This window comes from Arthrobacter sp. BL-252-APC-1A (assembly GCF_009696625.1).
In the GTDB taxonomy this organism is placed as follows: Bacteria; Actinomycetota; Actinomycetes; order Actinomycetales; family Micrococcaceae; genus Arthrobacter_B.
Genome location: NZ_VULS01000001.1, coordinates 42,425 through 65,826 on the forward strand (window position 1 = coordinate 42,425; position 23,402 = coordinate 65,826).

Consider the following 23,402-nt stretch of genomic DNA (forward strand, 5'->3'; position numbering starts at 1 on the left):
TGGAGCAGTGCAGTGCCACATAGCAACCATCAGCGCGCCCTGGACGGCATGCGCCCGGAGCGGGTGCGTCCCGTCAGCCTGGCCGACGCCGCGGCAGCGCTTCCCCCGGGCTCACCGGCCATCACGGCCGCGCCGGGAACCGGCACCGATGCCTGGAAAACGGAACTGACCGGGATAAGCATCAATTCCCGGGAGATCATGCCCGGAGACCTGTATCTGGCGCTGCCCGGCGCCCGGCACCACGGAGCGGGCTTTGCCGCGGACGCTGCAGCGGCGGGAGCAGCGGCGATCCTGACAGACGCTGCCGGGGTTTCCCAGCTGCCCCGGACCGGGCTTCCGGTTTTCCTGGCCGATGACATCCGGCGGCTGGTCGGACCGTTGTCCGCTGCCGTATTCAACAGCCAGCCGCAGGACGGCAGCGCACCGGCGCTCTTCGGGGTAACCGGAACAAACGGGAAGACCACAACCACCTACTTCATCACTTCGCTGCTCCAGGCGCTCGGACGCACCACTGGGCTGATCGGAACCATCGAAATCCTGGCCGGCGGCGAAGCGATTCCCAGCGTCCTGACCACCCCTGAGTCGCCCCAGGTGCACGGGCTGCTGGCGCTTATGCGCGAACGCGCCCTCGACGCCGCCGCCATGGAGGTTTCGTCGCACGCGATCTCCTACCGGCGCGTTGACGGCGTTGTCTTCGACATCGCCGGTTTCACGAACCTGACCCAGGACCATCTGGACCTGCACGGATCCATGGAAGAGTACTTCGCGGCAAAGGCCAACCTGTTCCGGTCCGAACGCAGCCGCCGCGCGGTGCTCACGGTGGACGACGAGTGGGGCCGCCGAATGGCAGCGGTGGCCGGAGACCGCGGCGTCACCCTGCAGACCACCGGTGAAGCCGGCGACGCGGACTGGCAGGTCCGCTCCGTCACACGGGAGGGTCTCGGCCATTCCTTCGAACTCCGCCCCCGGCAGGGAACACCCCTCAGGGCCCGCACCGGACTGCCCGGCAGCTTCAACGTCTCCAACGCAGCACTGGCGCTGGCCATGGTCATGGAGTCCGGCGCCGACCCGGCAGAAGTCCAGCGTGCCCTGGAGGAGCATGATCCGTTCACCGTTGAGGTGCCCGGACGCATGCAGCTTCTCTGCGAAGCTCCTGCGGCGATCGTCGATTTTGCCCACAATCCCGACGCACTTGAACGGACGCTTGAATCCGTCCGACGCCCCGAAGGACGCGTCATTGTGGTCTTTGGCGCGACGGGGGAGCGGGACCAGACCAAGCGCCCGCTGATGGGCTCGATAGCCGCCCGCCTGGCCGACGTGGTGATTGTCACCGATGATGATCCCCACGACGAAGACGAGGCGGCCATCCGCGCCGATGTGCTCCGCGGAGCCTTCAGCGCAGGCGAAGAGTCCGGAACCGAAATCCTGGAAGTGGCGCCCCGGGCGGAGGCTATTGCCCGCGCCGTCGAACTTGCCGGCCCGCAGGACACCATCCTGGTGGCCGGACGCGGCCACGAGGTGTGGCAGGAGGTCAAGGGGGTCAACCTGGCCCTCGATGACAGGGTCGAACTCCGGGCTGCCCTGGCCAAAGCCGGATTCACAGTGCCTACTTACGACGGGGTAGAGTCCTAATTCGTCATGATTGAACTAAATGCAGCCGAAATAGCGGCAATTACGGGTGGCGAGCTGGTGGGGGCAGCAGCAGCAGACCCTTCCATCTCAGTGACATCAGCCACTACAGACTCCCGCGAAGCGGGTCCGGCAGCGCTGTTCATTGCGAAGCCCGGAGAGTTCTCCGACGGGCATCTCTTCGTCGCGCGCGCTTTCGAGGCGGGCGCCGAACTGGCTCTCACGGAACGGCCGGTGACGAACGACGCCGGAGAGGTCTTTCCCGGAATCGTCGTTCCCGATGCCGTGGCCGCGATGGGGCAGCTGGCAGCTGAGATTGTCCGGCGCCTGCGCGCTGAAGGCCCGCTGACCGTCATCGGCATCACCGGCTCGGCCGGCAAGACCACTACCAAGGACCTGCTTGCCGGGCTCCTGCGCTCCCACGGCCCGACCGTGGCGCCCGTAGGCTCCTACAACGGCGAGGTTGGGGTTCCCCTGACGATCTTCAGTGCCGGGCACGGCACCCGCTACCTCGTGGTGGAGATGGGTGCAACCGGCATCGGGCACATCACCTACCTGACGGATATGGTCCGCCCCGACATTGGGGTTGTGCTTTGTGTGGGCAGCGCCCATGCCGGCGAATTCGGCGGAGTGGAGAACATTGCCCGCGCCAAGGGGGAACTGGCCGAAGCCGTTGCCCCGGAGGGCACCGTGGTGCTCAACGGCGATGACATCCGCGTTGCTGCCATGGACAAGCGCACCACGGCCAACGTGCTGCTCTTCACCTCCTCCACCGACGATCTCCCGGGAAACCACGCCACACTGCGTGCCCTCGACGCAGGGACCGACGAGCAGGGCCGGCCGGTATTCACTCTTGAATTCCCGAACGGCGAACAGCACCGGGTCGAATCCGGACTGATCGGGGCGCACCACACCGCCAACCTCCTGGCAGCAGCCGGCGCGGCGCTGGCCGCAGGTATTGCCCCGGCAGACATCGCTGCGGGACTCTCCGGCCAGAAAGCGGCCAGCCGCTGGCGGATGGAACGCACAGACCGCGCCGACGGCGTCACTGTCATCAACGACGCGTACAACGCCAACCCCGAATCCGTGCGCGCTGCGCTGCGGACGCTTGCGGAGCTGGGCTCCGGGCGGCGGACCTGGGCAGTTCTTGGGGAAATGCTCGAGCTGGGCGACCAGTCAGTCACCGAGCATGACGCCATTGGCCGCTACGTAGTGCGGCTGAACATTTCAAAGCTCATCGTGGTGGGCACGGGTGCGCGCGCAATGCACACCGGCGCCGTGATGGAAGGCTCCTGGGGAGACGAGTCCACCTTCGTATCGTCCCCCGAGGAAGCCGAGGCCGTCCTTGAATCCTCGCTGGAGCCCGGGGACATTGTCCTGTTCAAATCTTCCAACGGAGCCGGACTGCGGTTCCTTGGTGATCGGATTGCCTTGAAAACCCTTCCCGCAGCCGGCGGCGCCCAGGAGAACACGGCCCGGGGTGAGGCCCTGTGATCTCGCTCCTGATTGGGTGCTCCCTGGCACTCGTACTGGCCTTCGCCTGCACGCCGCTGTTCATCCGTTTCCTCGTCAAAAAGGGGTACGGACAATTCGTCCGCGATGACGGTCCGACGTCGCACCACACCAAGCGCGGAACGCCCACCATGGGCGGCGCGGTCATTGTGGCTGCCGTGGTGGTCTCCTACTTCGCCACCCACCTGATTTCCTACGCGATCAATCCCACCAGCTTTGGTCCCTCGGTCTCCGGCCTGCTGGTGCTGTTCCTGATGGTGGGCATGGGTTTTGTCGGCTTCATCGACGACTACACCAAGATTTCCCGCCAGCGATCCCTGGGACTGAACGCCAGGGCGAAGATCATCCTGCAGGCGATCGTGGGCATCGTGTTCGCGGTCCTGGCGCTGCAGTTCCCGAACAATGCCGGTCTGACGCCTGCCTCAACGAACGTGTCCTTCGTGCGTGACACCGCGATTGACCTTGCGTTCGCCGGAACCATCATCGGCGCGATCCTGTTCATCCTGTGGTCCAGCGTCATCATCACCGCAGCCACCAACGGGGTGAACCTGGCGGACGGACTTGACGGCCTGGCGGCGGGTGCCTCGGTGCTGGTGTTCGGTGCCTACTTCCTGATTGGCATCTGGCAGTTCAACCAGTCCTGCCTTGGCCCTGCCAACGACGGCGGCGTCTGCTACGAGGTGCGCGACCCGATGGACCTGGCGCTGCTCGCCGGAGCCATGGCCGGCGCACTCGTGGGCTTCCTCTGGTGGAATACCTCCCCGGCAAAGATCTTTATGGGCGACACCGGGTCGCTGGCCATCGGCGGCGCAATCGCAGCCTTCGCCATCCTTTCCCGGACCGAGCTCCTGCTGGTTATCCTGGCCGGCCTCTTCGTCATCATCTCTGCCTCGGTGATCATCCAGGTGGGCTACTTCAAGCTCAGCGGGGGCAAGCGCGTGTTCAAGATGGCTCCGCTGCAGCACCACTTCGAACTCAAGGGCTGGGCCGAAGTCACAGTGGTGGTCCGTTTCTGGATCATCGCAGGACTCTGCGTCGCCGTGGCCCTGGGACTCTTCTACGCTGATTGGGTGGCTGGACAATGAGCATCCCCTCCACGGGCAACCCCCGTCTCGACTCCCTGACCACCTGGGACTCCGACTGGCGCGGCCTGCGGGTCGTCGTCGCCGGAATCGGGCTCTCCGGGTTCTCTGCTGCCGACACTCTGATCGAGCTCGGAGCACGGGTGGTCATCGCGGACGGCGTGGACTCCGAGGAAAACCGCGGCAAGGCGGACACCCTGCGGATCGTAGGTGCGGCGGACGTCCTGCTGGGCGAAGCAGCCGTGGCCGCCCTGCCCCAGGTTGACGGTGCCCCCGCCGAACTGGTGGTGACGTCCCCGGGCTTCCGGCCGTCCCATCCACTCCTGGCCGCAGCAGCCGATGCCGGAATTCCCATCTGGGGCGATGTTGAGCTGGCCTGGCGGGTGCGTATCCGCGAGGGCCGTCCCACCGCGCCCTGGCTGGCCATCACCGGAACCAACGGCAAGACCACCACCGTGGGCATGACCGAATCCATGCTTCGGGCCGCCGGGCTGCGGGCCATCGCGGCTGGGAATGTCGGCACACCGATTCTGGACGCTATCCGGGACCCGCAGGGCTGGGACGCGATCGCCGTCGAACTCTCCAGCTTCCAGCTGCACTGGACATACTCAATGTCGCCGCTGGCCAGCGTCTGCCTGAACATCGCCGAGGACCACGTGGACTGGCACGGCAGCTTCGAGGCCTACCAGGCTGACAAAGCCAGGGTTTACGAGAACACCCAGGTTGCCTGCATCTACAACGCAGAGCAGACTGCAACCGAGCACATGGTCGAGGAAGCAGACGTCATTGAAGGCTGCCGGGCCGTTGGCTTCACCACCGGCATGCCGGCGGTCAGCATGGTCGGGATTGTCGAGGGCCTGCTGGTGGACCGCGCCTTTATCGAAGAGCGCCGCAACTCCGCCGCCGAGCTGGCGTCCCTGGATGATCTGGGGGATACCGCGCCCCGGCACCTGGCCGCTGATGCCCTTGCCGCTGCGGCCCTGGTCCGCGCCCTGGGCGTTGAGCCAGTCGCCGTCCGTGACGGGCTGCGCAACTACGCTCCCGGCGGGCACCGCATTGAGCCGGTGGCGAAGCTGAATGACATCCTTTGGGTCAACGATTCGAAAGCCACCAACCCGCACGCTGCGAATGCATCCCTGGCTGCCTTTGGGCACGTCGTCTGGATAGCCGGCGGGCTGTCCAAGGGCGTGAGCTACGACGAGCTGATCGAAGCCCATCGGCAGCGGCTGCGCGCCGTCGTGCTGATCGGTTCGGATTCCTCAGAGCTCCGGACCGCTTTGAGCCGACACGCTCCCGATGTGCCGGTAATTGAAGCCCCGCAGGCGGACACTGGAGGGGAAGGAACACCGACGGGTGAAGCCGTCATGGTCCAGGCCGTGGCTGCTGCAGCCGCTGTGGCGAAGGGCGGGGATACGGTCCTGATGGCGCCTGCCTCGGCGTCCATGGACCAGTTCCGCTCCTATGCCCACCGTGGTGAGGCCTTCATCGAAGCTGTCCGCGGTTACGTGGAAGGACAGGCGCAGACCACCAAGGAGCCGTAGATGGTGACCACGCCCACGGGCAAGGGACGAAAGCCGACGGCGCGAAGGCGCCCGGCAGGGACGCCCCCTCCATCCGCCGCCGGCACGGCCACCCTGGCACCTGAGGCCAAGGGAACGCAGGACCCCAAAAAGGGTGGACTCCGGCTTCGGGAACGCCTGGTTTCGTTTATGGTGCTCCTTGAAGGCAGCGGAGCCAAGGCAACAGGCTCCAGCTACTACATGATCCTTGGAGCCACGCTGGCCCTCACGGCGATCGGGCTCATGATGGTCCTTTCAGCGTCGTCTGTTGAGGCCATCGCGGCCGCCGCGGGATCGGACGCCGGCGCTGCAACTACCTTCGACCTGTTCGTCAAGCAGCTGATGTTTGCTGCGATTGGTGTCGGAGCGATGCTCCTGCTTTCCCGGTTCGGGCCGCGCTTCTACCGGTTCATAGCCTGGCTGGCGCTGGCCGCCGCCGTCGTGCTGCTGGTGCTGGTGCTGTTCATCGGCGTGGAAGTCAACGGCAACAAGAACTGGCTGGCGTTCGGTCCGGTAACGGGCCAGCCCTCCGAGGCGGCGAAGCTGGCCATGGCCATCTGGTTCGCCTCCGTGCTTTCCCGCAAGGGCCCCCTGCTTGCCGACTGGAAGCACGCACTGATCCCGGTGCTGCCCGGAGGCGGCCTCCTGATCGTCCTCGTGCTCCTGGGGCATGACCTTGGCACCGTGATCATCATGGGCCTGATCATGCTCGCTGCCCTTTTCTTCGCGGGCGTGCGGCTGAAGCTCCTTGGCATGCTTGCCCTTGGAGCAGGTGCCGCGGCCGTGCTCTTTTCAATGATCAGCAGCAACCGGACCAGCCGGATCAGCGCGTGGCTGAAGCTGGACTGTTCCGCCGGGCTCTGCGACCAGGCCAACGCCGGTATGTATGCGCTGGCCTCGGGCGGCTGGTTTGGCGTGGGAATCGGGCAGAGCCGGCAGAAGTGGAACTGGATCCCGGAAGCCCACAACGACTTCATCTTTGCGATCATCGGCGAGGAATTCGGGCTGCTGGGAACCCTGGTGGTGCTGGTCCTCTTCGGTATCCTTGCAGTGGCCACGGTCCGGGTGACCATGCGCCACACGCAGCCTTTCATCCGCATCGTGTGCGGCTGCATCCTGGTCTGGATTACCGGCCAGGCAGCAGTGAACATCGCCATGGTCACAGGGCTGCTGCCCGTGATCGGCGTGCCGCTGCCCTTCATTTCCTACGGCGGCTCTTCGCTGACGTTTACGCTGGCAGCCGTAGGAGTCCTACTGTCCTTTGCACGCACTATCCCTGAAAGGGAACCCACAGCTCCATGACGCAGTCCCCACTTTCCGTTGTACTCGCCGGCGGCGGCACAGCCGGGCATATCAGCCCGCTGCTGGCAATAGCCGACGCCGTAAGGCGGCTGCGGCCCGGCACCCGCATCAAAGTGGTTGGAACTTCAGCCGGCATGGAGACCCGGCTGGTTCCCGCCGCGGGTTACGAGCTTGCCGTGATTGACCGCGTGCCAATGCCCCGGCGTCCAAGCGGGGACCTTGCACGCCTCCCTGCCCGCCTGGCCCGTGCCGTGCGGCAGGCAGGGGAGATCCTGGAGAAAGCTGAAGCCGACGTCGTCGTGGGCGTGGGGGGCTATGTTTCAACTCCCGTTTACCTGGCCGCCCGCAAGCGCCGGATTCCCGTTGTGGTGCATGAGGCGAATGCCCGTCCCGGGCTGGCCAACCGGGTTGGGGCCAAGAGCGCCGCAGTGGTGGGCGTTGCCTTCGAGGAAACCAAGCTCCCGGGCGCCCGCTGGGTAGGCATGCCCATGCGGCGGGAAATCTCCGGACTGGACCGCGAAGCTGCCAGGCAGGAGGCCCGCACAGCCCTTGGGCTGGAACTGGACCTGCCCACCCTGGTGGTCACCGGCGGTTCCTCCGGCGCCGCGAGCATCAACGCAGCCGTTACCGCCGCCCTTCCCGCGCTGGCCGAAGCCGGTATCCAGACGCTGCACGTCACCGGCCGCGGCAAGGCCGCCGCCGATGCCGAAGGCAAGTCCCTCACCGCGCCGCTCTACCGCCAGGTGGAGTATGTGGACGGGATGGAACAGGCCTATGCGGCCGCAGACCTGCTGCTGGCCCGGTCCGGTGCCGGAACCGTCAGTGAAATTTCCGCTGTCGGCCTTCCTGCCGTCCTCGTTCCGCTGCCCCACGGCAACGGCGAGCAGGCGCTGAACGCTGCCGGACTCGTCGCGGCCGGGGGAGCGCTCCTGGTACGGGACTCCCTGTTCACCCCCGAATGGATCTCCGGACATCTCATACCGCTGCTGCTCGATCCCCAGGCACTGAAGACCATGGCGGAGGCCTCCGCCGCCCGGGGCATCCGGGATGCCGATGCCCAAATGGCTGACCTGATCGTCCAGGCAGCAGAACGGAAGAACGCATGAGCCGGCTGAACCTCGCTGATCTGGGCCGGGTGCACTTCATTGGACTCGGCGGCGCCGGAATGTCAGCTGTTGCGCGCGTGATGATCGGCAGGGGCGTTCGCGTTTCCGGCTCCGATGCCAGGGACTCGGCAGGGCTGCGGGCCCTGGAAGCACTCGGTGCCCGGGTCTCCGTGGGACACGACGCCGCCAACGTGGCCGAAGTGGACACGGTGGTTGTGTCCACCGCCATCCGGCCGGATAACCCCGAGCTTGCCGCTGCCGAATCCTCCGGGCTGCGGGTAATCCACCGTTCGGTGGCCCTGGCAGCCGCCATGGGCGGCAAGGAAGTGGTGGCAGTCGCCGGCACGCACGGCAAGACCACCACAACGGCGATGATCACCGTGGCGCTGCGTGAAGCCGGGTACGATCCCTCCTTCGCAATCGGCGGCGACGTGGCAGCGCTGGGTGTCAACGCCGCTGCAGGGGCCGGGCCCATGTTCATCGCGGAAGCCGATGAATCGGACGGGTCCTTCCTCAACTACACGCCCCGGATCGCCGTGGTCACCAACGTGGAAGCGGACCACCTGGACCACTACGGCACCGCCGAAGCCGTCTTTGCCTCCTTCGACCGTTTCGTTGAGCTGCTGCCTGAGGACGGACTGCTGGTAGCCTGCGCCGACGATCCCGGAGTCCGGGACCTGCTGCACCGCAGCAAACCGCCCCGCGTCCGGACCTACGGGTACGCCGAGGACGCCGATATCCGCATCAGCGGGACACGGGCGGACGGCCGCACCAGCACCAGCACCGTCCATTTCCGATGGGACTACCGAGACCAGGAACAGACCCTGCTGCTGCAGGTGCCGGGCCGGCACAACGTGCTGAACGCCGCTGCAGCATTTGCGGTCGCGCTTGAAGCGGGGACCGGCCCAGAGGCAGCCCTGCGCGGGCTGGCCGCCTTCTCCGGGGCAGCACGCCGGTTCGAACCCAAGGGAGCGGCGCGGGGCGTGCGGGTCTTCGATGACTACGCGCACCACCCGACTGAAGTTGCTGCGGCACTGCAGGCGGCGCGTGCAGTAGCAGGGGAGCGCTCAGTACACGTTCTCTTCCAGCCGCACCTGTTCAGCCGCACACGCAATTTCGCCGCCGAGTTCGCTTCCGCCCTGGACCTCGCTGACTCGGTCACCGTCCTGCCGATCTATCCCGCCCGCGAAGATCCAATCCCGGGTGTAACCAGCGACCTGATCACGCAGCAGCTGAAGACCCCGGGCACTGTCGCGGCCGATCCGGCAGCTGCCGTGCAGGACATCGCTGCGCGTGCAGCGGAAGGGGACATCATCCTGACGGTCGGAGCGGGAGACGTTACCCAGTACGGTCCGCAGCTCGTAGCGGCCCTGTCTGCTGCCGCTCCGCATGGAAGCGGCTCTGATGCCGGGTAGGAAGCCCCGCCAGCCTCCTGCGGGGGCAGGAGCGGACCGCCAGGCCCCCGGAGCCAAAAAGCCGGGAGGGCAGGCCCAGCCTGCCCGCACCGCGGCAAACTCGGCGAAGGTGGAACTGCTTCCCGGGCATGGTGCCCAGATCCATGAACTGCGCCCTGCTGCCCCTGGCTACCAGGATGCAGTCATTTCAGCAACGCGGGACTCAGCGGACTCGTACACAGGTGCGGGTGAACCAGGCGCAAAGGAACCAGGCGCAAAGGAACCAGCCGGACAGGGTGGGGGGAAGCAGGCATCCCCGGAGGCCAGCATCCTGGCGTTTCCGGAACCCCCGGTACGCCGTCGCAGGCGCTACTTCCTGGCGTCAGCCGGTGCTGCAGCCGTGCTGGCCGCGGCACTGCTGTTCGTTCTGCTCTTTTCGCCTGCCCTGGCATTGAAGAACCTGCAGGTGGAGGGCAACTCGCTGCTGGCTGCGGAAGAGGCCGAGACGGCGCTGGCCCCTCTGCTGGGAACCCCGCTGACACGCATCTCCGATGCTGATGCCGGTGAGCTGCTGGCCGACCGCCCGGAAGTTGAATCCGTGCGGGTTACTGCCGTTCCGCCCTCGGACCTCGTGGTCACAATTACCGAACGCGTGCCGGTTGCCGTGCTCCAGAACGGGCGGGAGTTCCTCCTGATCGACGAGGACGGCCGGCAGCTCAAGGCAGTGGCCAGCCGCGGCGACGCTCCGCTTCCCCTGATCGACGGGGGCACTGAAGCGGTCAACAGCGACGTTTTCCCCACTATCACGGCGGTCCTGGCTGCCCTGCCCGCCAATGTCCTGGCGCTTCTTGACCATGCTTCCGCAGAAACGGTGGACTCGGTGGAACTCAAGCTCACCAGCGGCCAGACGGTATTCTGGGGGAGCGCGGAAGCGAACGTGGCCAAAGCACGGGCGTTGGAAGCTCTGCTCCTGATGCCCGCTGCGGACCCGCCGGTCTCGGTGTTTGATGTGAGCACTCCGAACCGGCCGGTGACCCGATGAGCGCCGCGGCGGAAAACCGCAGCAAACTTCTCCCCGACACGCGCGGAAGGGTAATTGCAGAAGCATGGCCCTACCCATAGCGTCGGGAGTAGAGCATTACTTGACATAACTATAACCCTCAAGTGGAGGGTTAAGGTTGTTCGGTTGAAGGTTTCGGCTGGGGCAGACCCGGCCACATTGATCAGTTGCACAGATTCGAACAAGGGACACAGGACGTGGCAGCACCGCAGAATTACTTGGCCGTCATCAAGGTCGTCGGCATCGGCGGCGGCGGCGTGAATGCCGTAAACCGAATGATCGACGTCGGACTCCGCGGAGTCGAGTTCATCGCCATCAACACAGACGCCCAGGCGCTGCTGATGTCCGACGCCGACGTGAAGCTCGACGTCGGACGTGAACTGACCCGCGGCCTCGGCGCAGGGGCTGATCCGGAAGTCGGCCGCAAGGCGGCTGAGGATCACGCCGAAGAAATCGAAGAGGTGCTGCGCGGAGCGGACATGGTCTTCGTGACCGCCGGCGAAGGCGGCGGAACCGGCACCGGCGGCGCGCCCGTCGTGGCACGCATCGCCCGCTCGCTCGGGGCCCTGACCATCGGCGTCGTAACCCGTCCGTTCACCTTCGAAGGCCGCCGCCGTTCCAACCAGGCGGAATCGGGCATCGATACCCTGCGCGACGAAGTCGACACCCTGATCGTCATCCCGAACGACCGCCTGCTCTCCATCAGTGACCGCAACGTCTCCATGCTGGACGCGTTCCGTTCCGCTGACCAGGTGCTCCTCTCCGGCGTCCAGGGCATTACCGACCTAATCACCACCCCGGGCCTGATCAACCTCGACTTCGCCGATGTGAAGTCGGTTATGCAGGGTGCCGGCTCGGCCCTGATGGGCATCGGCTCCGCCCGCGGTGAAGACCGTGCCGTCAAGGCTGCGGAGCTGGCCATTGCCTCCCCGCTGCTGGAAGCCTCGATCGACGGCGCCCACGGCGTGCTGCTCTCCATCCAGGGCGGATCCGACCTCGGCCTGTTCGAGATCAACGAAGCTGCCCGCCTGGTCCAGGAAGTGGCGCACCCCGAAGCCAACATCATCTTCGGTGCCGTCATTGACGACGCCCTGGGCGACGAAGCACGCGTCACCGTCATCGCAGCCGGGTTCGACCAGGTTGACGTGACCTCGCAGCCGGCCTCGGCCAAGCCTGCCGAGCCGCTGACCCCTCCGGCCGCCGCAGCTGCTGCAGCCGGTGCAGGCACCTCCGCCTGGGCCCAGCGTCCCCAGTCTTCGGATGTGCCCGCAGACGCAGGATTCGACATCGACCTCCCGGCCGTGGTTGAACCCGACCTGAGTGCCGGCCGCCAGGATGACCTGGACGTCCCGGATTTCCTCAAGTAGTCCAAACACCGGCGCGAGGTTGCCTGATCGTATGTTTTGGTGGGAAGGGCAGGGCCCCGGCGGGCTCCGCGTAGCCTTTACTGACACATCGGCGGGCAACCTCGCGCTGCACGTTGGGGACGATCCCGCGGCGGTCCGGAGCAACCGGAATGCCCTGGAAGAACAGATGGGGATTGCCTCCGGAAGCCTGCGTTTCATGGAACAGATCCATTCCGCGGACGTTGCAGTGGCCGGCGGGCAGGATGTTCCCGTTGCAGACGCGCTTCTCAGTCCGGACGGATGCGTTCCGCTTGCGGTGATGGTGGCAGACTGCCTGCCGGTACTGTTCGCGGGTACCCGCCCCGGGGGTGTGGTAACGGCCGCAGCCCATGCCGGACGGCGCGGCCTGCTTGATGGAATCCTGCTGAACACGGTTGCCGCCCTGCGCAGCGCCGGTGCACGGGACCTCATGGGCTGGGTTGGGCCGGGTGTCTGCGGTCGGTGCTATGAAGTGCCCGAAGAGATGCTGGCGGATGCGCAGCACCTCCCGGGCGCGGAATCACGCACCCGCTGGGGCACTCCAGCGCTGGACCTGCCAGCCGCCGCACTCCATCAGCTGAAGTCCCTCGGCGTATCAGCGGTACAGGTGCCGGGGTGCACCATGGAAGAGCCGGCGCTTTTTTCCCACCGCCGCGATGCTCCCACCGGACGCTTCGCCGGCCTGGTCTGGCCCGGCCTGTAGTCCCCGCACGCGGCGGGGAGACGAAAAGAAAGCAGCAGCACGAGGATCCCATGAGCACCACCACGCCTGAACGGGTAAATGACCTTCGGCAGCGCCTGGACGCCGTCCGCCGCCGTATTGCAGCCGCAGCAGCCTCAAGCGGCCGAAGCGAACCGAACCTCATCGTTGTCACGAAGTATTTCCCGGCGTCCGACGCCGCCATCCTCGCTGCGCTGGGGGTGCACGATGTGGGGGAGAACAAAGCCCAGGAGGCAGAGGCAAAGGCGGCTGAACTGGTTGACAGCGGCCTGCGCTGGCACTTCATTGGGCAGCTGCAGACAAACAAGGCCAAGTCCGTGGTCAGGTACGCAGCGGCGGTCCACTCCGTTGACCGTGCCGGGCTGGTTGGCGCGCTGGCCAAGGCAATGGCTGCAGAGAACCGGCGCCGCGGCGGGGAGGGCAAGCCCGCACGCGGGCCCCTCGACTGTTACCTGCAGCTCGATCTGCGCCAGGGCCAGGACCTGGAGCCAGGGCGCGGCGGTGCCCGGCCCGAGGAGATGCTGGAACTTGCTGACGCCGTAGCTGCCCAGCCGGACCTCCGTCTTGCCGGTCTTATGGCAGTGGCGCCGCTGGGCGAGGATCCTGCTGCGGCCTTCGAGCGGCTCCGGGACTTGTCGGCTGTGCTCACGGACCGGTACCCGGATGCCGCAGGCATCTCCGCCGGCATGAGCCAGGACCTGGAAGCTGCTGTGGAACACGGCGCGACACACCTGCGCATTGGCTCGGATGTTCTCGGTCCCCGCCCTGCTGTGGGGTAGCGTCAACAGGGCAGGGCAACACTGCAAAACCACTGGGTACCACTGGAAAACGCGGGACGCTGAAGGACTGAAGGAGCAACCATGGCTGGCGCAATGCGCAGGACGATGATCTACCTTGGGCTCGCCGATGGCGATGAGCTCTACGAGGACGAGCAGAAGCCTGTACGTGAGGCACCCGCCAGGGATGAAGAGCGCACACAGGACAATGAGCGAAACGACCGCGAGCCGGCCGTGACGTCTGCTCCCGAGCGCAAGACCGCGGTAGAGGAATACCGCGCTCCCGTAACTCCCATCAAGCGCGCCCCCTCATCGGCAAAGGAAGACGTGGCAGGCTTGCGGCAAATCACCACCGTCCATCCCCGTTCCTACAATGACGCCAAGATCATCGGCGAGAGTTTCCGCGACGGGATCCCGGTCATCATGAACGTCACCGACATGGGAGAAGCCGACGCCAAGCGTCTGGTGGACTTCTCGGCGGGACTTGTCTTCGGGTTGCGCGGTACCATCGAACGGGTGACCAACAAGGTCTTCCTGCTCTCGCCGGCATACGTCGAGGTGCTGGGAGATGACAAGAAGGTCAGCGAGTCCCAGTCCACATTCTTCAACCAGAGCTAACCGCCGCTCCCTGCGGGCGGAACGGGCAGCCGTGGTTCTACGGCGGAAACGAAAAGACGCGTGAGTATTATTTTTGCCCTGCTGTACCTGGTGCTGATGCTCTTTCAGCTTGCCCTGATCCTGCGCATTGTGTTTGACGCCGTACAGATGTTTGCACGCCAGTGGCGGCCGAAGGGCCCCGCACTGGTGTTGGCGACCTCGGTATACGGGGCGACCGATCCGCCCATCCGTGCGCTGAGGAAGATCATTCCTCCGCTGCGCCTGGGCGGAATCTCGCTGGACCTGGCCTTCCTGGTCCTGTTCATTGTGGTCAGCATCGCAATGCAGATTACGCTGGCCGCCGCCTAGGGGATCGCCGCAGGTGCGGCCGGTTCGATATCGGTTCGCAAAAGATATAATGTGAAAAATAGTATTGAATTGATCCCTGATTTAATGTTCGAGATTCTGTAACTAGGCTCACTGCCGCATGGCAGGCCGGCCTGATAACCAGTATGAGGTGACCAGATGGCCTTGACGCCAGAAGATGTAGTCAACAAGCGGTTCCAGCCGACTAAGTTCCGCGAAGGCTACGACCAGGACGAAGTGGATGACTTCCTCGACGAAATCGTCGTGGAACTCCGCCGGCTGAACGCCGAGAACGAGGACCTGCGCCGGCAGCTTGCCGAAGCCGTGGCCGGTGCTCCCGCTGGTAACCAGGTTCCCGCACCGGTTTCGGCCGCTTCCAAGACCGAGCAGGTTTCCCAGCCGGTCAAGGAAGAGAAGAAGCCCGAACCGGCACCGGCTCCCAAGGCCGAAGAGCCGAAGGCTGAGGCTCCGCGCGCTGCCGAGCCCGCTCCGGCGGCCAACACCGCTGAGTCCGCTGCAGGCATCCTGGCCATGGCCCAGAAGATGCACGACGACTACGTGAGCGCCGGCGTCGAGCAGCGGGACAAGATCATCGCCGAAGCGCAGATCGAAGCCAGCGGACTCGTTAATGAGGCCCAGGAGAAGAGCCGCAAGATCCTCAGCTCCCTCGAGCAGCAGAAGGCTCTCCTGGAGCGCAAGGTTGAGCAGCTGCGCGGCTTTGAGCGGGATTACCGTTCACGCCTGAAGGCCTACATCGAAGGCCAGCTCCGCGACCTCGACTCCCGCGGATCAGTAGCCTCGGAGACCGCAGACGCCTAAGCGTGTGCAGCTAGTCGTTTCCGCATGGACGGATATTAATCAGGATTAGACTGGTAACAAAGCCACGGGCCGGTGGTCGGGATCTCCCGGCCGCCGGCCCATGGCTTTGAAAGACCCGTTCCGGCGCCCAAGTGCCACGCACAAACCTGCTGCCCGACTCCCCGAAAGCACCATGACTGAATCCTCCGGGGCCGCTGCCCCCCAGCCACAGCCTCCCGCGCGCCCGAAGGCCGCACTGACCCGTTACGCGCTGATCATGGCTGTCATTGCCCTGGCTGCGTGGGTCTTCGACCAGCTCACCAAGATCTGGGTTGTGTCCACCATGACTGAAGGGCAGGTCACGGACGTCCTTCCGCCGGTCCTGCGGTGGCACTTCATCAGGAACCCCGGTGCCGCGTTCTCGATTGGCACCGACTACACCTGGATCTTCACGATCATCATGGCCGTGGTCTCCGGGTTCCTGATCTATCTCATGTTCCGCCTGCGGTCCGCCGCCTGGTCCATTGCACTTGGTTTGGTGCTCGGCGGCGCGGTGGGGAACCTCACGGACCGCCTGTTCCGGGAACCGTCCTTCGGCCAGGGGCACGTGGTGGACTTCATCGCCTTTCCCAATTTCGCCATCTTCAACATCGCAGACTCGTGTGTGGTCTCCGGCGTGATCCTCGTCTGCCTGCTCACCCTGCGGGGGATCAACATGGACGGCACCCGGGCCGCAGCAACGGGCAAGGACACCACGAATGCCTGAAATCCATTCCCGCTTCACTATCGGCGAGGAGCACAACGGCGTGCGCGCAGACGCAGCGCTGGCCGAGCTCCTTGAGGTCTCCCGTTCCACCGCCGCCGGCTGGTGTGCCGAAGGCTGGCTCACCCGTGCAGGCAGGCCGCTGGCCAAGTCTGACCGGCTGCACACCGGGGACAGCGTGGCCGCCGACGTTCCGGAACAGCCGGACCCCCTGGCCGTCGTCGTCGAGCCGGTTGATGACCTCAGGATCCTTGGTGACGATGAGCACTTCGTCGTGATCGACAAGCCAGTGGGCGTCGCCGCGCACCCCTCGCCGGGATGGGTGGGCCCCACAGTGGTGGGCGCCCTTGCAGCCGCCGGCTACCGCATCTCCACCTCCGGGGCAGGAGAACGGCAGGGTATCGTGCACCGGCTCGACGTCGGAACTTCCGGCGTCATGGTGGTTGCCAAGAGCGAGCACGCCTACACGCTGCTCAAGCAGGCCTTCCGTGACCGCACCGTGGAGAAGGAATACCATGCCCTGGTCCAGGGCCTGCCCGATCCGCTGGAGGGCACCATCGACGCGCCCATTGGACGCCATCCGGGGCACGACTGGCGCTTTGCGGTGGTAGACGATGGCCGGGACTCTGTGACCCATTACAAGGTCCTTGAAGCGTTCGGGCGGGCCTCCCTGGTGGAAGTGCACCTGGAAACAGGCCGCACGCACCAGATCCGCGTCCACTTTTCCGCGCTGCGCCATCCCTGCGCCGGCGACCTCACCTACGGAGCGGATCCGCGCCTGGCTGCCGAACTCGGCCTCACCCGGCAGTGGCTGCATGCCCGCAAGCTCGGGTTCAGCCATCCGGGCACAGGGGAGTGGGTGGAGTTCGTCTCCTCCTATCCGCAGGACCTGCAGTACGCCCTCGACGCGCTGGGCCGGGGAGACATCTGAACCTGCCGGGCCCCCTAGAATGGTTAGGTGGCTTCAGCAACTAGTTCGTCGAAATCGTTTGTCCACCTTCACAACCACACCGAATATTCGATGCTGGACGGGGCGGCACGCCTGACCGACCTGTTCAGCCACGCCGATGAACTGGGCATGAATGCCCTGGCGACGACGGACCACGGGTTCGTCTTCGGCGCCTTCGACTTTTGGAACAAGGCGCGAAACTCGGGCATCAAGCCGATCATCGGCGTCGAGGCCTACCTGACACCGGGCACGGCCCGTCAGGACAAAACACGCGTGAAGTGGGGCGGCGGCGGGCGCGACGACGTCTCCGGTGCCGGTGCCTACACCCACATGACAATGTGGGCCGAAAACACCGAAGGCATGCACAACCTGTTCCGGATGTCCTCCCTGGCTTCCCTGGAGGGCTACCTCTACAAGCCCCGCATGGACCGCGACCTGCTGCAGACCTACGGCAATGGACTCATCGCCACCACCGGCTGCCCCTCCGGTGAGGTACAGACCAAGCTGCGGCTGGGCCTCTACAAGGAAGCCGTCCAGGCGGCCTCGGACTTCCGGGACATCTTCGGCAAGGACAACTTTTTCTGCGAGCTGATGGACCACGGGCTGGACATCGAACGCAGCGTCCAGGGCGACCTCATCAAGCTGGCCAGGGAACTGGACCTGCCGCTCGTAGCCACCAACGACCTCCACTACACCCACGCGGAAGACGCCAAGGCCCACGCGGCCCTGCTGTGCGTCCAGTCCGGATCCACCCTCGCGGACCCCAAGAGGTTCAAGTTCGACGCCGATGAGTTCTACCTGAAGTCACCGGCAGAAATGCGCGCCGTGTTCCGGGACTACCCCGAGGCCTGCGACAACACGCTTCTCATCGCCGAGCGCTGCGACGTCGAGTTCAACACCAAAGCCAGCTACATGCCGCGCTTCCCGTGCCCTCCGGGTGAAAACGAGGAATCCTGGTTCATCAAGGAAGTCGAAGCCGGGCTGCACTACCGGTTCCCCAAGGGCATTCCGGACGACGTCCGCAAGCAGGCCGAGTATGAGATCGGCATCATCACCCAGATGGGCTTCCCGGGCTACTTCCTGGTGGTTGCCGACTTCATCAACTGGGCCAAGAAGAACGGCATCCGTGTTGGTCCGGGCCGAGGATCCGGTGCAGGCTCCATGGTGGCCTACGCCATGCGCATCACCGACCTGAACCCGCTGAACCACGGCCTGATCTTCGAGCGTTTCCTGAACCCGGACCGTGTGTCCATGCCTGACTTCGACGTCGACTTCGATGATCGGCGCCGTGCCGAGGTGATCCATTACGTCACCGAGAAGTACGGCGCTGACCGCGTCTCCATGATCGTCACCTATGGAACCATCAAGGCCAAGCAGGCGCTGAAGGACTCCTCCCGCGTGATGGGCTACCCCTTCTCGGTGGGCGAGCGGCTGACCAAGGCCATGCCGCCGGACGTTATGGGCAAGGGCATCTCGCTGAGCGACGTCCACAACAAGGAAGCCAAGCGCTACGGCGAAGCCGAAGAGCTGCGCGAACTGCTGGCCACGGACCCGGATTCCCAGCGGGTTTTCGAAACGGCTATTGGACTTGAAGGCCTGAAGCGGCAGTGGGGCGTCCACGCCGCCGGCGTCATCATGTCCTCGCACCCTCTGATCGACATCATTCCGATCATGAAGCGTGAGCAGGACGGCCAGGTCATCACGCAGTTCGACTACCCGACCTGTGAAGGCCTCGGCCTGATCAAGATGGACTTCCTGGGCCTGCGGAACCTGACGATCATTTCCGACGCCATAGAGAACATCAAGCTCAACCAGGACGTCGACCTTGACCTCGAGCACCTGGAGCTCGATGACAAGGCGTCCTACGACCTGCTGGCCAGCGGCGACACCCTGGGTGTGTTCCAGCTCGACGGCGGGCCCATGCGTTCACTGCTGAAGCTGATGCGCCCGGACAACTTTGAAGACATCTCCGCTGTGATCGCCCTGTACCGTCCGGGCCCCATGGGCGCGAACTCGCACACCAACTACGCGCTGCGCAAGACCGGTGTCCAGGAAATCACGCCGATCCACCCTGAGCTGGAGGAACCGCTCAAGGAGATCCTGGATACCACCTACGGCCTGATCGTCTACCAGGAACAGGTTATGGCGATCGCCCAGAAGGTGGCCGGCTTCTCGCTTGGCCAGGCAGATATCCTCCGCCGCGCCATGGGCAAGAAGAAGAAGTCCGAACTGGACAAGCAGTACGCAGGCTTCCATCAGGGCATGGTGGACCGCGGCTACTCCGAAGCAGCCATCAAGGCGCTGTGGGACATCCTGCTGCCGTTCTCCGACTACGCCTTCAACAAGGCCCACTCCGCAGCGTACGGACTGGTTTCCTACTGGACCGCGTACCTCAAGGCGCACTATCCCACCGAATACATGGCCGCCCTGCTCACCTCTGTTGGTGATGACAAGGACAAGCTGGCGATGTACCTGAACGAATGCCGCAAGATGGGCATCACCGTGCTGCCCCCGGACGTCAACGAGTCCTCAGTGAACTTCACCCCTGTGGGCAAGGACATCCGCTTCGGCATGGGCGCCATCCGCAACGTGGGCACCAACGTAGTCCAGGCGATGGTTGCCGCCCGTGAGGAAAAGGGCGCCTACACCAACTTCAAGGACTTCCTCATGAAGGTCCCTGCAGTGGTGTGCAACAAGCGCACCATCGAGTCGCTGATCAAGGCAGGTGCCTTTGACTCAATGGGCCATGCCCGGCGTCCCCTGGCCATGATCCACGAAGAAGCCATCGACTCCGTGGTGGTGCTCAAGCGCAACGAAGCCGTGGGCCAGTTCGACCTCTTCGCCGGCATCGGCGAGGCAGAGCCGGAAGCCTCCATCAGCATCGACATCCCGGACCTGCCGGAGTGGGAGAAGAAGGACAAGCTCTCCTTCGAGCGTGACATGCTCGGCCTCTACGTCTCGGACCATCCGCTCCAGGGCCTGGAAGGGATCCTGAGCCAGCATGCGGATTCGTCGATTACCTCGATTGTCAGTGAAGAAGGCCCGCCCGACGGCGCCATCGTCACCATCGCGGGCATGATTACCTCGCTGCAGCGCCGGATCGCGAAGAACAGCGGCAACGCCTACGCCCGGTGCGAGATCGAGGACCTTGCCGGGTCTATGGAAGTCATGTTCTTTGGCCAGGTCTACGGACCGATTGCCGCCGTGCTCGCGGAGGACCTGATCGTCGTCGTACGCGGCCGGCTGCAGCGCCGGGACGACGGCGCGGTGACCCTCAACGCGCAGGAGCTCACTGTTCCGGACCTCAGTGAGGGTCATTCGGGGCCGGTGGTCATTTCGATGGCGACCTACAAGGCCACGGAGACGGTGGTGACCCAGCTCGGAGACGTGCTGAGGACGCATCCGGGCACCTCCGAAGTGCAGATCCGGCTCAACGGCAACCGGACGGTGGAAGTCATGAAACTCGGTGTGGATCTGCGGGTCAACCCCACCCCTTCGCTCTTCGGCGACTTGAAGGTGCTGCTGGGGCCTGCGTGCCTCGACGCCTAGGTAGAATGGGGGTTGTGACTCTTTCTGCTGACGCACGAACTGACCAGCCCTTTCCTTCCCTGCGCACCATCGATCTGCGCGGCAAGGTGCATACCCCTGCCCAGCTGAAGACTCTGATGCCGCGGGCCGAGACCACCACGGACGTCGCTTCCGACACCGTGGCCGCGATCATCAGTGACGTCCGTACGCGCGGCTTCGCTGCGCTGGCGGAGCTGGCGGAAAAGTTCGACGGCGTCCACCAGACCCATCCTCTGGTGCCGCGCGACGCTTTGGTGTCGGCGCTGGAGAACCTTGATCCCGCGGTCCGCGAGGGCCTGGAAGAGTCCATCCGCCGTGCCCGCGTCTTTGCCCAGGCGCAGCGGCCGTCCGACGTCGAAGTCGCGATCGCCGACGGCGCGACGGTGACCCACCGGTGGGTGCCGGTCAACCGGGTTGGCCTCTATGTGCCCGGCGGCCTGGCCGTCTACCCGTCCTCCGTGGTCATGAACGTGGTGCCGGCGCAGGCCGCCGGTGTTGCCTCCCTGGCCCTGGCCTCACCCCCGCAGAAGGAATTCGGCGGCCTCCCGCACCCCACCATCCTTGCTGCCGCCGAACTGCTGGGCATCGAAGAGGTCTATGCCGTCGGCGGAGCCCAGGCGATCGCCGCTTTTGCCTACGGCATCCCTGCCGCTGAAGCCGGGCCCGCCCTGGAACCGGTCGACGTCGTCACCGGCCCCGGGAACGTATTCGTGGCAACTGCCAAGCGCCTGGTCAAGGGCGTCGTGGGGATCGACGCGGAAGCCGGCCCAACTGAAATCGCAGTGCTGGCAGATGCCTCTGCCGAGCCGAAGCTCGTGGCGGCCGACCTGATCAGCCAGGCGGAGCATGATCCCAACGCTGCCTCCGTCCTCGTAACGGACTCCGAGGAACTGGCCCGTGCCGTCCGCGCAGAGCTGGACATCCAGGTGTCCGCCACCAAACACACCGAGCGGGTCCGCACTGCCCTCGCCGGTGCCCAGTCCGCCGTCGTGCTGGTAGACGGCCTGGACGCCGGAATCGCTGTCTGCAACGCCTACGGTGCCGAACACCTGGAGATCCAGACGGCCAACGCGCGGGACACTGCCGGCCGGATCACGAGTGCCGGTGCAATCTTTGTGGGCAACTACAGCCCGGTGAGCCTGGGTGACTACTGCTCCGGTTCAAACCACGTGCTGCCCACCGCCGGCACCGCGGCTTTCTCCTCCGGACTCAACGTGACCACGTTTATGCGTGCCATCCAGGTCATCGATTACAGCCGTGACGCCCTGGATGAAGTGAGCCGGCACGTCGTCGCACTCTCACGTGCGGAAGACCTGCCCGCCCACGGCGACGCGGTCAGCATCCGGTTCGCCGGCTAGCGCTGCGCCGCAGCCGCGCCGATTGTGAACCAGGCGGCACGGACACCTAGAATGAGGGCGCCAAGCCCGCCGCCCGCGTGTGAAAGGACCGAGGAATGTACTGTCCGTATTGCCGCAACGCCGACTCGCGGGTCGTAGACAGCCGCCTGGCTGATGACGGATCAGCAATCCGGCGCCGCCGGCAGTGTCCCGAATGCGGACGCCGGTTCAGCACCGTGGAAACCACCAGCCTCAGCGTCATCAAACGTTCCGGCGTGGCAGAGCCGTTCAGCCGCAGCAAAGTCATCAACGGCGCACGCAAAGCCTGCCAGGGCCGCCCCGTGAGCGAGGACGACCTGGCCCTGCTGGCCCAAGAGGTTGAAGAGACCATCCGTGCCTCCGGTGTCGCAGAGATCCAGGCGCACGAGGTGGGCCTTGCTATCCTGCGCCCGCTGCAGAAGCTGGACCAGGTGGCCTATCTGCGGTTCGCCAGCGTCTACCAGTCCTTCGAGTCGCTGGAAGACTTCGAAACCGCCATCGCTGCGCTGCGGGCGGAGTCAGCCCGCAGCGGGGGAGTGCCGGCCGGTTCACAGCGGCCGCTCACGGCCCAGTAGCCGCCCCCATCGAGATAGCAGAAAGTGCCCGTTAGAACGCTCTAACGGGCACTTTCTGCTATGTCGAAAAGGCGGAACTACTTGATGTACTTGAAGTGCAGTGCAGCCTGAAGGGCGGCACCCACAATGCCCGCGTTGTTCTTGAGGTTGGCGGTGACCATGGGGGTACGCAGGTCCAGCATGGGCAGGAAGTCCTCGCTGCGCTTGGAGATGCCGCCGCCAATGACAAACAGGTCCGGGGAAAACAGGAACTCCACGTGGGAGAAGTACCGCTGGAGCCGCTTGGCGTATTCTTCCCAGCTGATGTCATCGCGTTCGCGAGCCGAGGCCGACGCACGCGTCTCGGCGTCCACACCGTCGATTTCAAGGTGGCCAAGTTCTGCGTTCGGAACCAGCGCCCCGTTGGAGATCAGCGCTGAACCGATGCCCGTGCCCAGGGTAATGACCAGGACGGTGCCGTCCACGCCGCGGCCTGCGCCATAACGCGCTTCCGCCAAACCTGCGGCATCGGCGTCGTTCATGACCTGCACTTCGCGGTTCAGTGCTTTGGTCAGCAGGGCGTCAACGTCAGTATCAACCCAGCTCTTGTCCACGTTGGCAGCAGAGCGTGCGACGCCGTGCTGGATGATGGCCGGGAAAGTCACCCCTACCGGTACATCGGTGCCCGGACCCTCGGGACGGGAGGAGAGCTCGGCAACAATCTGGCCGACGACGCCGGCAACGGCCTCGGGAGTCGCGGGCTGCGGCGTCGGGATCCGGAAACGGTCACCGATCAGCTTGCCCTTGGCGAGATCAACGATCCCGCCCTTGATGCCGGTACCGCCGATGTCGATACCGATAACGGCGTCGTGCTTGGTCTTGTGCTTCTTGGCCATGGTTCTCCAG

General features: G+C 65.3%; 20 protein-coding genes. 19 read left to right on the forward strand and 1 reads right to left on the reverse strand.

Annotation, left to right across the window (positions count from 1 at the left end; genetic code table 11):
- The first annotated feature begins 48 nt into the window (after positions 1-48).
- From FYJ28_RS00200 to nrdR, 19 genes are all read left to right on the forward strand, one after another.
- Positions 49-1,632 carry a UDP-N-acetylmuramoyl-L-alanyl-D-glutamate--2,6-diaminopimelate ligase gene (locus FYJ28_RS00200; protein WP_154578158.1) on the forward strand — a complete coding sequence of 528 codons (1,584 nt, stop codon included), beginning with the start codon at positions 49-51 and terminating at the stop codon, positions 1,630-1,632.
- 6 nt (positions 1,633-1,638) lie between these two features.
- Positions 1,639-3,123, forward strand: coding sequence for a UDP-N-acetylmuramoyl-tripeptide--D-alanyl-D-alanine ligase (locus tag FYJ28_RS00205; RefSeq protein WP_154577893.1), 1,485 nt, complete (start codon positions 1,639-1,641; stop codon positions 3,121-3,123).
- The gene (gene mraY, locus FYJ28_RS00210; RefSeq protein WP_055241794.1) at positions 3,120-4,226 is read left to right on the forward strand and encodes a phospho-N-acetylmuramoyl-pentapeptide-transferase; all 1,107 of its coding nucleotides are present in this window, start codon (positions 3,120-3,122) and stop codon (positions 4,224-4,226) included. Before FYJ28_RS00205 ends, mraY begins: the two co-directional genes overlap by 4 nt.
- Positions 4,223-5,764 (forward strand): UDP-N-acetylmuramoyl-L-alanine--D-glutamate ligase, encoded by a 1,542-nt coding sequence (gene murD / locus FYJ28_RS00215; RefSeq protein WP_154577894.1) that lies wholly within the window; start codon positions 4,223-4,225, stop codon positions 5,762-5,764. The genes mraY and murD overlap by 4 nt, the downstream gene beginning before the upstream one ends.
- On the forward strand, positions 5,765-7,084 hold the full coding sequence (gene ftsW / locus FYJ28_RS00220; RefSeq protein WP_055241791.1) for a putative lipid II flippase FtsW: 1,320 nt from the start codon (positions 5,765-5,767) through the stop codon (positions 7,082-7,084). It begins immediately after the preceding gene.
- The gene (gene murG, locus FYJ28_RS00225; protein WP_055241788.1) at positions 7,081-8,190 is read left to right on the forward strand and encodes an undecaprenyldiphospho-muramoylpentapeptide beta-N-acetylglucosaminyltransferase; all 1,110 of its coding nucleotides are present in this window, start codon (positions 7,081-7,083) and stop codon (positions 8,188-8,190) included. Before ftsW ends, murG begins: the two co-directional genes overlap by 4 nt.
- On the forward strand, positions 8,187-9,605 hold the full coding sequence (gene murC, locus FYJ28_RS00230) for a UDP-N-acetylmuramate--L-alanine ligase (RefSeq protein ID WP_154577895.1): 1,419 nt from the start codon (positions 8,187-8,189) through the stop codon (positions 9,603-9,605). The genes murG and murC overlap by 4 nt, the downstream gene beginning before the upstream one ends.
- Positions 9,595-10,626, forward strand: a complete 1,032-nt coding sequence (locus FYJ28_RS00235; protein ID WP_195840570.1) for a cell division protein FtsQ/DivIB — start codon at positions 9,595-9,597, stop codon at positions 10,624-10,626. Before murC ends, FYJ28_RS00235 begins: the two co-directional genes overlap by 11 nt.
- 215 nt (positions 10,627-10,841) lie before the next feature.
- Entirely contained in the window at positions 10,842-12,011 is a 1,170-nt protein-coding gene (gene ftsZ, locus FYJ28_RS00240) for a cell division protein FtsZ (RefSeq protein WP_055241783.1), read from the forward strand.
- A gap of 31 nt (positions 12,012-12,042) precedes the next feature.
- Positions 12,043-12,732: a polyphenol oxidase family protein gene (locus FYJ28_RS00245; protein ID WP_154577898.1), complete on the forward strand. Its 690-nt coding sequence runs from the start codon at positions 12,043-12,045 to the stop codon at positions 12,730-12,732.
- Between the two features lie 50 nt (positions 12,733-12,782).
- Positions 12,783-13,529: a YggS family pyridoxal phosphate-dependent enzyme gene (locus tag FYJ28_RS00250; RefSeq protein ID WP_154577899.1), complete on the forward strand. Its 747-nt coding sequence runs from the start codon at positions 12,783-12,785 to the stop codon at positions 13,527-13,529.
- A gap of 81 nt (positions 13,530-13,610) precedes the next feature.
- Positions 13,611-14,144, forward strand: a complete 534-nt coding sequence (locus FYJ28_RS00255) for a cell division protein SepF (protein ID WP_154577900.1) — start codon at positions 13,611-13,613, stop codon at positions 14,142-14,144.
- A 60-nt stretch (positions 14,145-14,204) separates the two neighbouring features.
- Positions 14,205-14,492, forward strand: a complete 288-nt coding sequence (locus FYJ28_RS00260; RefSeq protein ID WP_055241775.1) for a YggT family protein — start codon at positions 14,205-14,207, stop codon at positions 14,490-14,492.
- A 156-nt stretch (positions 14,493-14,648) separates the two neighbouring features.
- Positions 14,649-15,308 (forward strand): DivIVA domain-containing protein, encoded by a 660-nt coding sequence (locus FYJ28_RS00265; protein WP_055241773.1) that lies wholly within the window; start codon positions 14,649-14,651, stop codon positions 15,306-15,308.
- 172 nt (positions 15,309-15,480) lie between these two features.
- Positions 15,481-16,053, forward strand: coding sequence for a signal peptidase II (lspA, locus tag FYJ28_RS00270; protein WP_055241771.1), 573 nt, complete (start codon positions 15,481-15,483; stop codon positions 16,051-16,053).
- Entirely contained in the window at positions 16,046-16,981 is a 936-nt protein-coding gene (locus tag FYJ28_RS00275) for an RluA family pseudouridine synthase (RefSeq protein WP_154577901.1), read from the forward strand. The genes lspA and FYJ28_RS00275 overlap by 8 nt, the downstream gene beginning before the upstream one ends.
- 27 nt (positions 16,982-17,008) lie before the next feature.
- On the forward strand, positions 17,009-20,548 hold the full coding sequence (dnaE, locus tag FYJ28_RS00280; RefSeq protein WP_326831398.1) for a DNA polymerase III subunit alpha: 3,540 nt from the start codon (positions 17,009-17,011) through the stop codon (positions 20,546-20,548).
- Between the two features lie 14 nt (positions 20,549-20,562).
- Positions 20,563-21,924, forward strand: coding sequence for a histidinol dehydrogenase (hisD, locus tag FYJ28_RS00285; protein WP_326831399.1), 1,362 nt, complete (start codon positions 20,563-20,565; stop codon positions 21,922-21,924).
- Between the two features lie 95 nt (positions 21,925-22,019).
- Positions 22,020-22,517, forward strand: a complete 498-nt coding sequence (gene nrdR, locus FYJ28_RS00290) for a transcriptional regulator NrdR (RefSeq protein ID WP_055241765.1) — start codon at positions 22,020-22,022, stop codon at positions 22,515-22,517.
- A gap of 77 nt (positions 22,518-22,594) precedes the next feature.
- On the opposite strand, the gene ppgK is transcribed toward nrdR, so the two are convergent.
- Positions 22,595-23,392: a polyphosphate--glucose phosphotransferase gene (ppgK, locus tag FYJ28_RS00295; RefSeq protein ID WP_055241763.1), complete on the reverse strand. Its 798-nt coding sequence runs from the start codon at positions 23,390-23,392 to the stop codon at positions 22,595-22,597.
- Between the last annotated feature and the right edge of the window lie 10 nt (positions 23,393-23,402).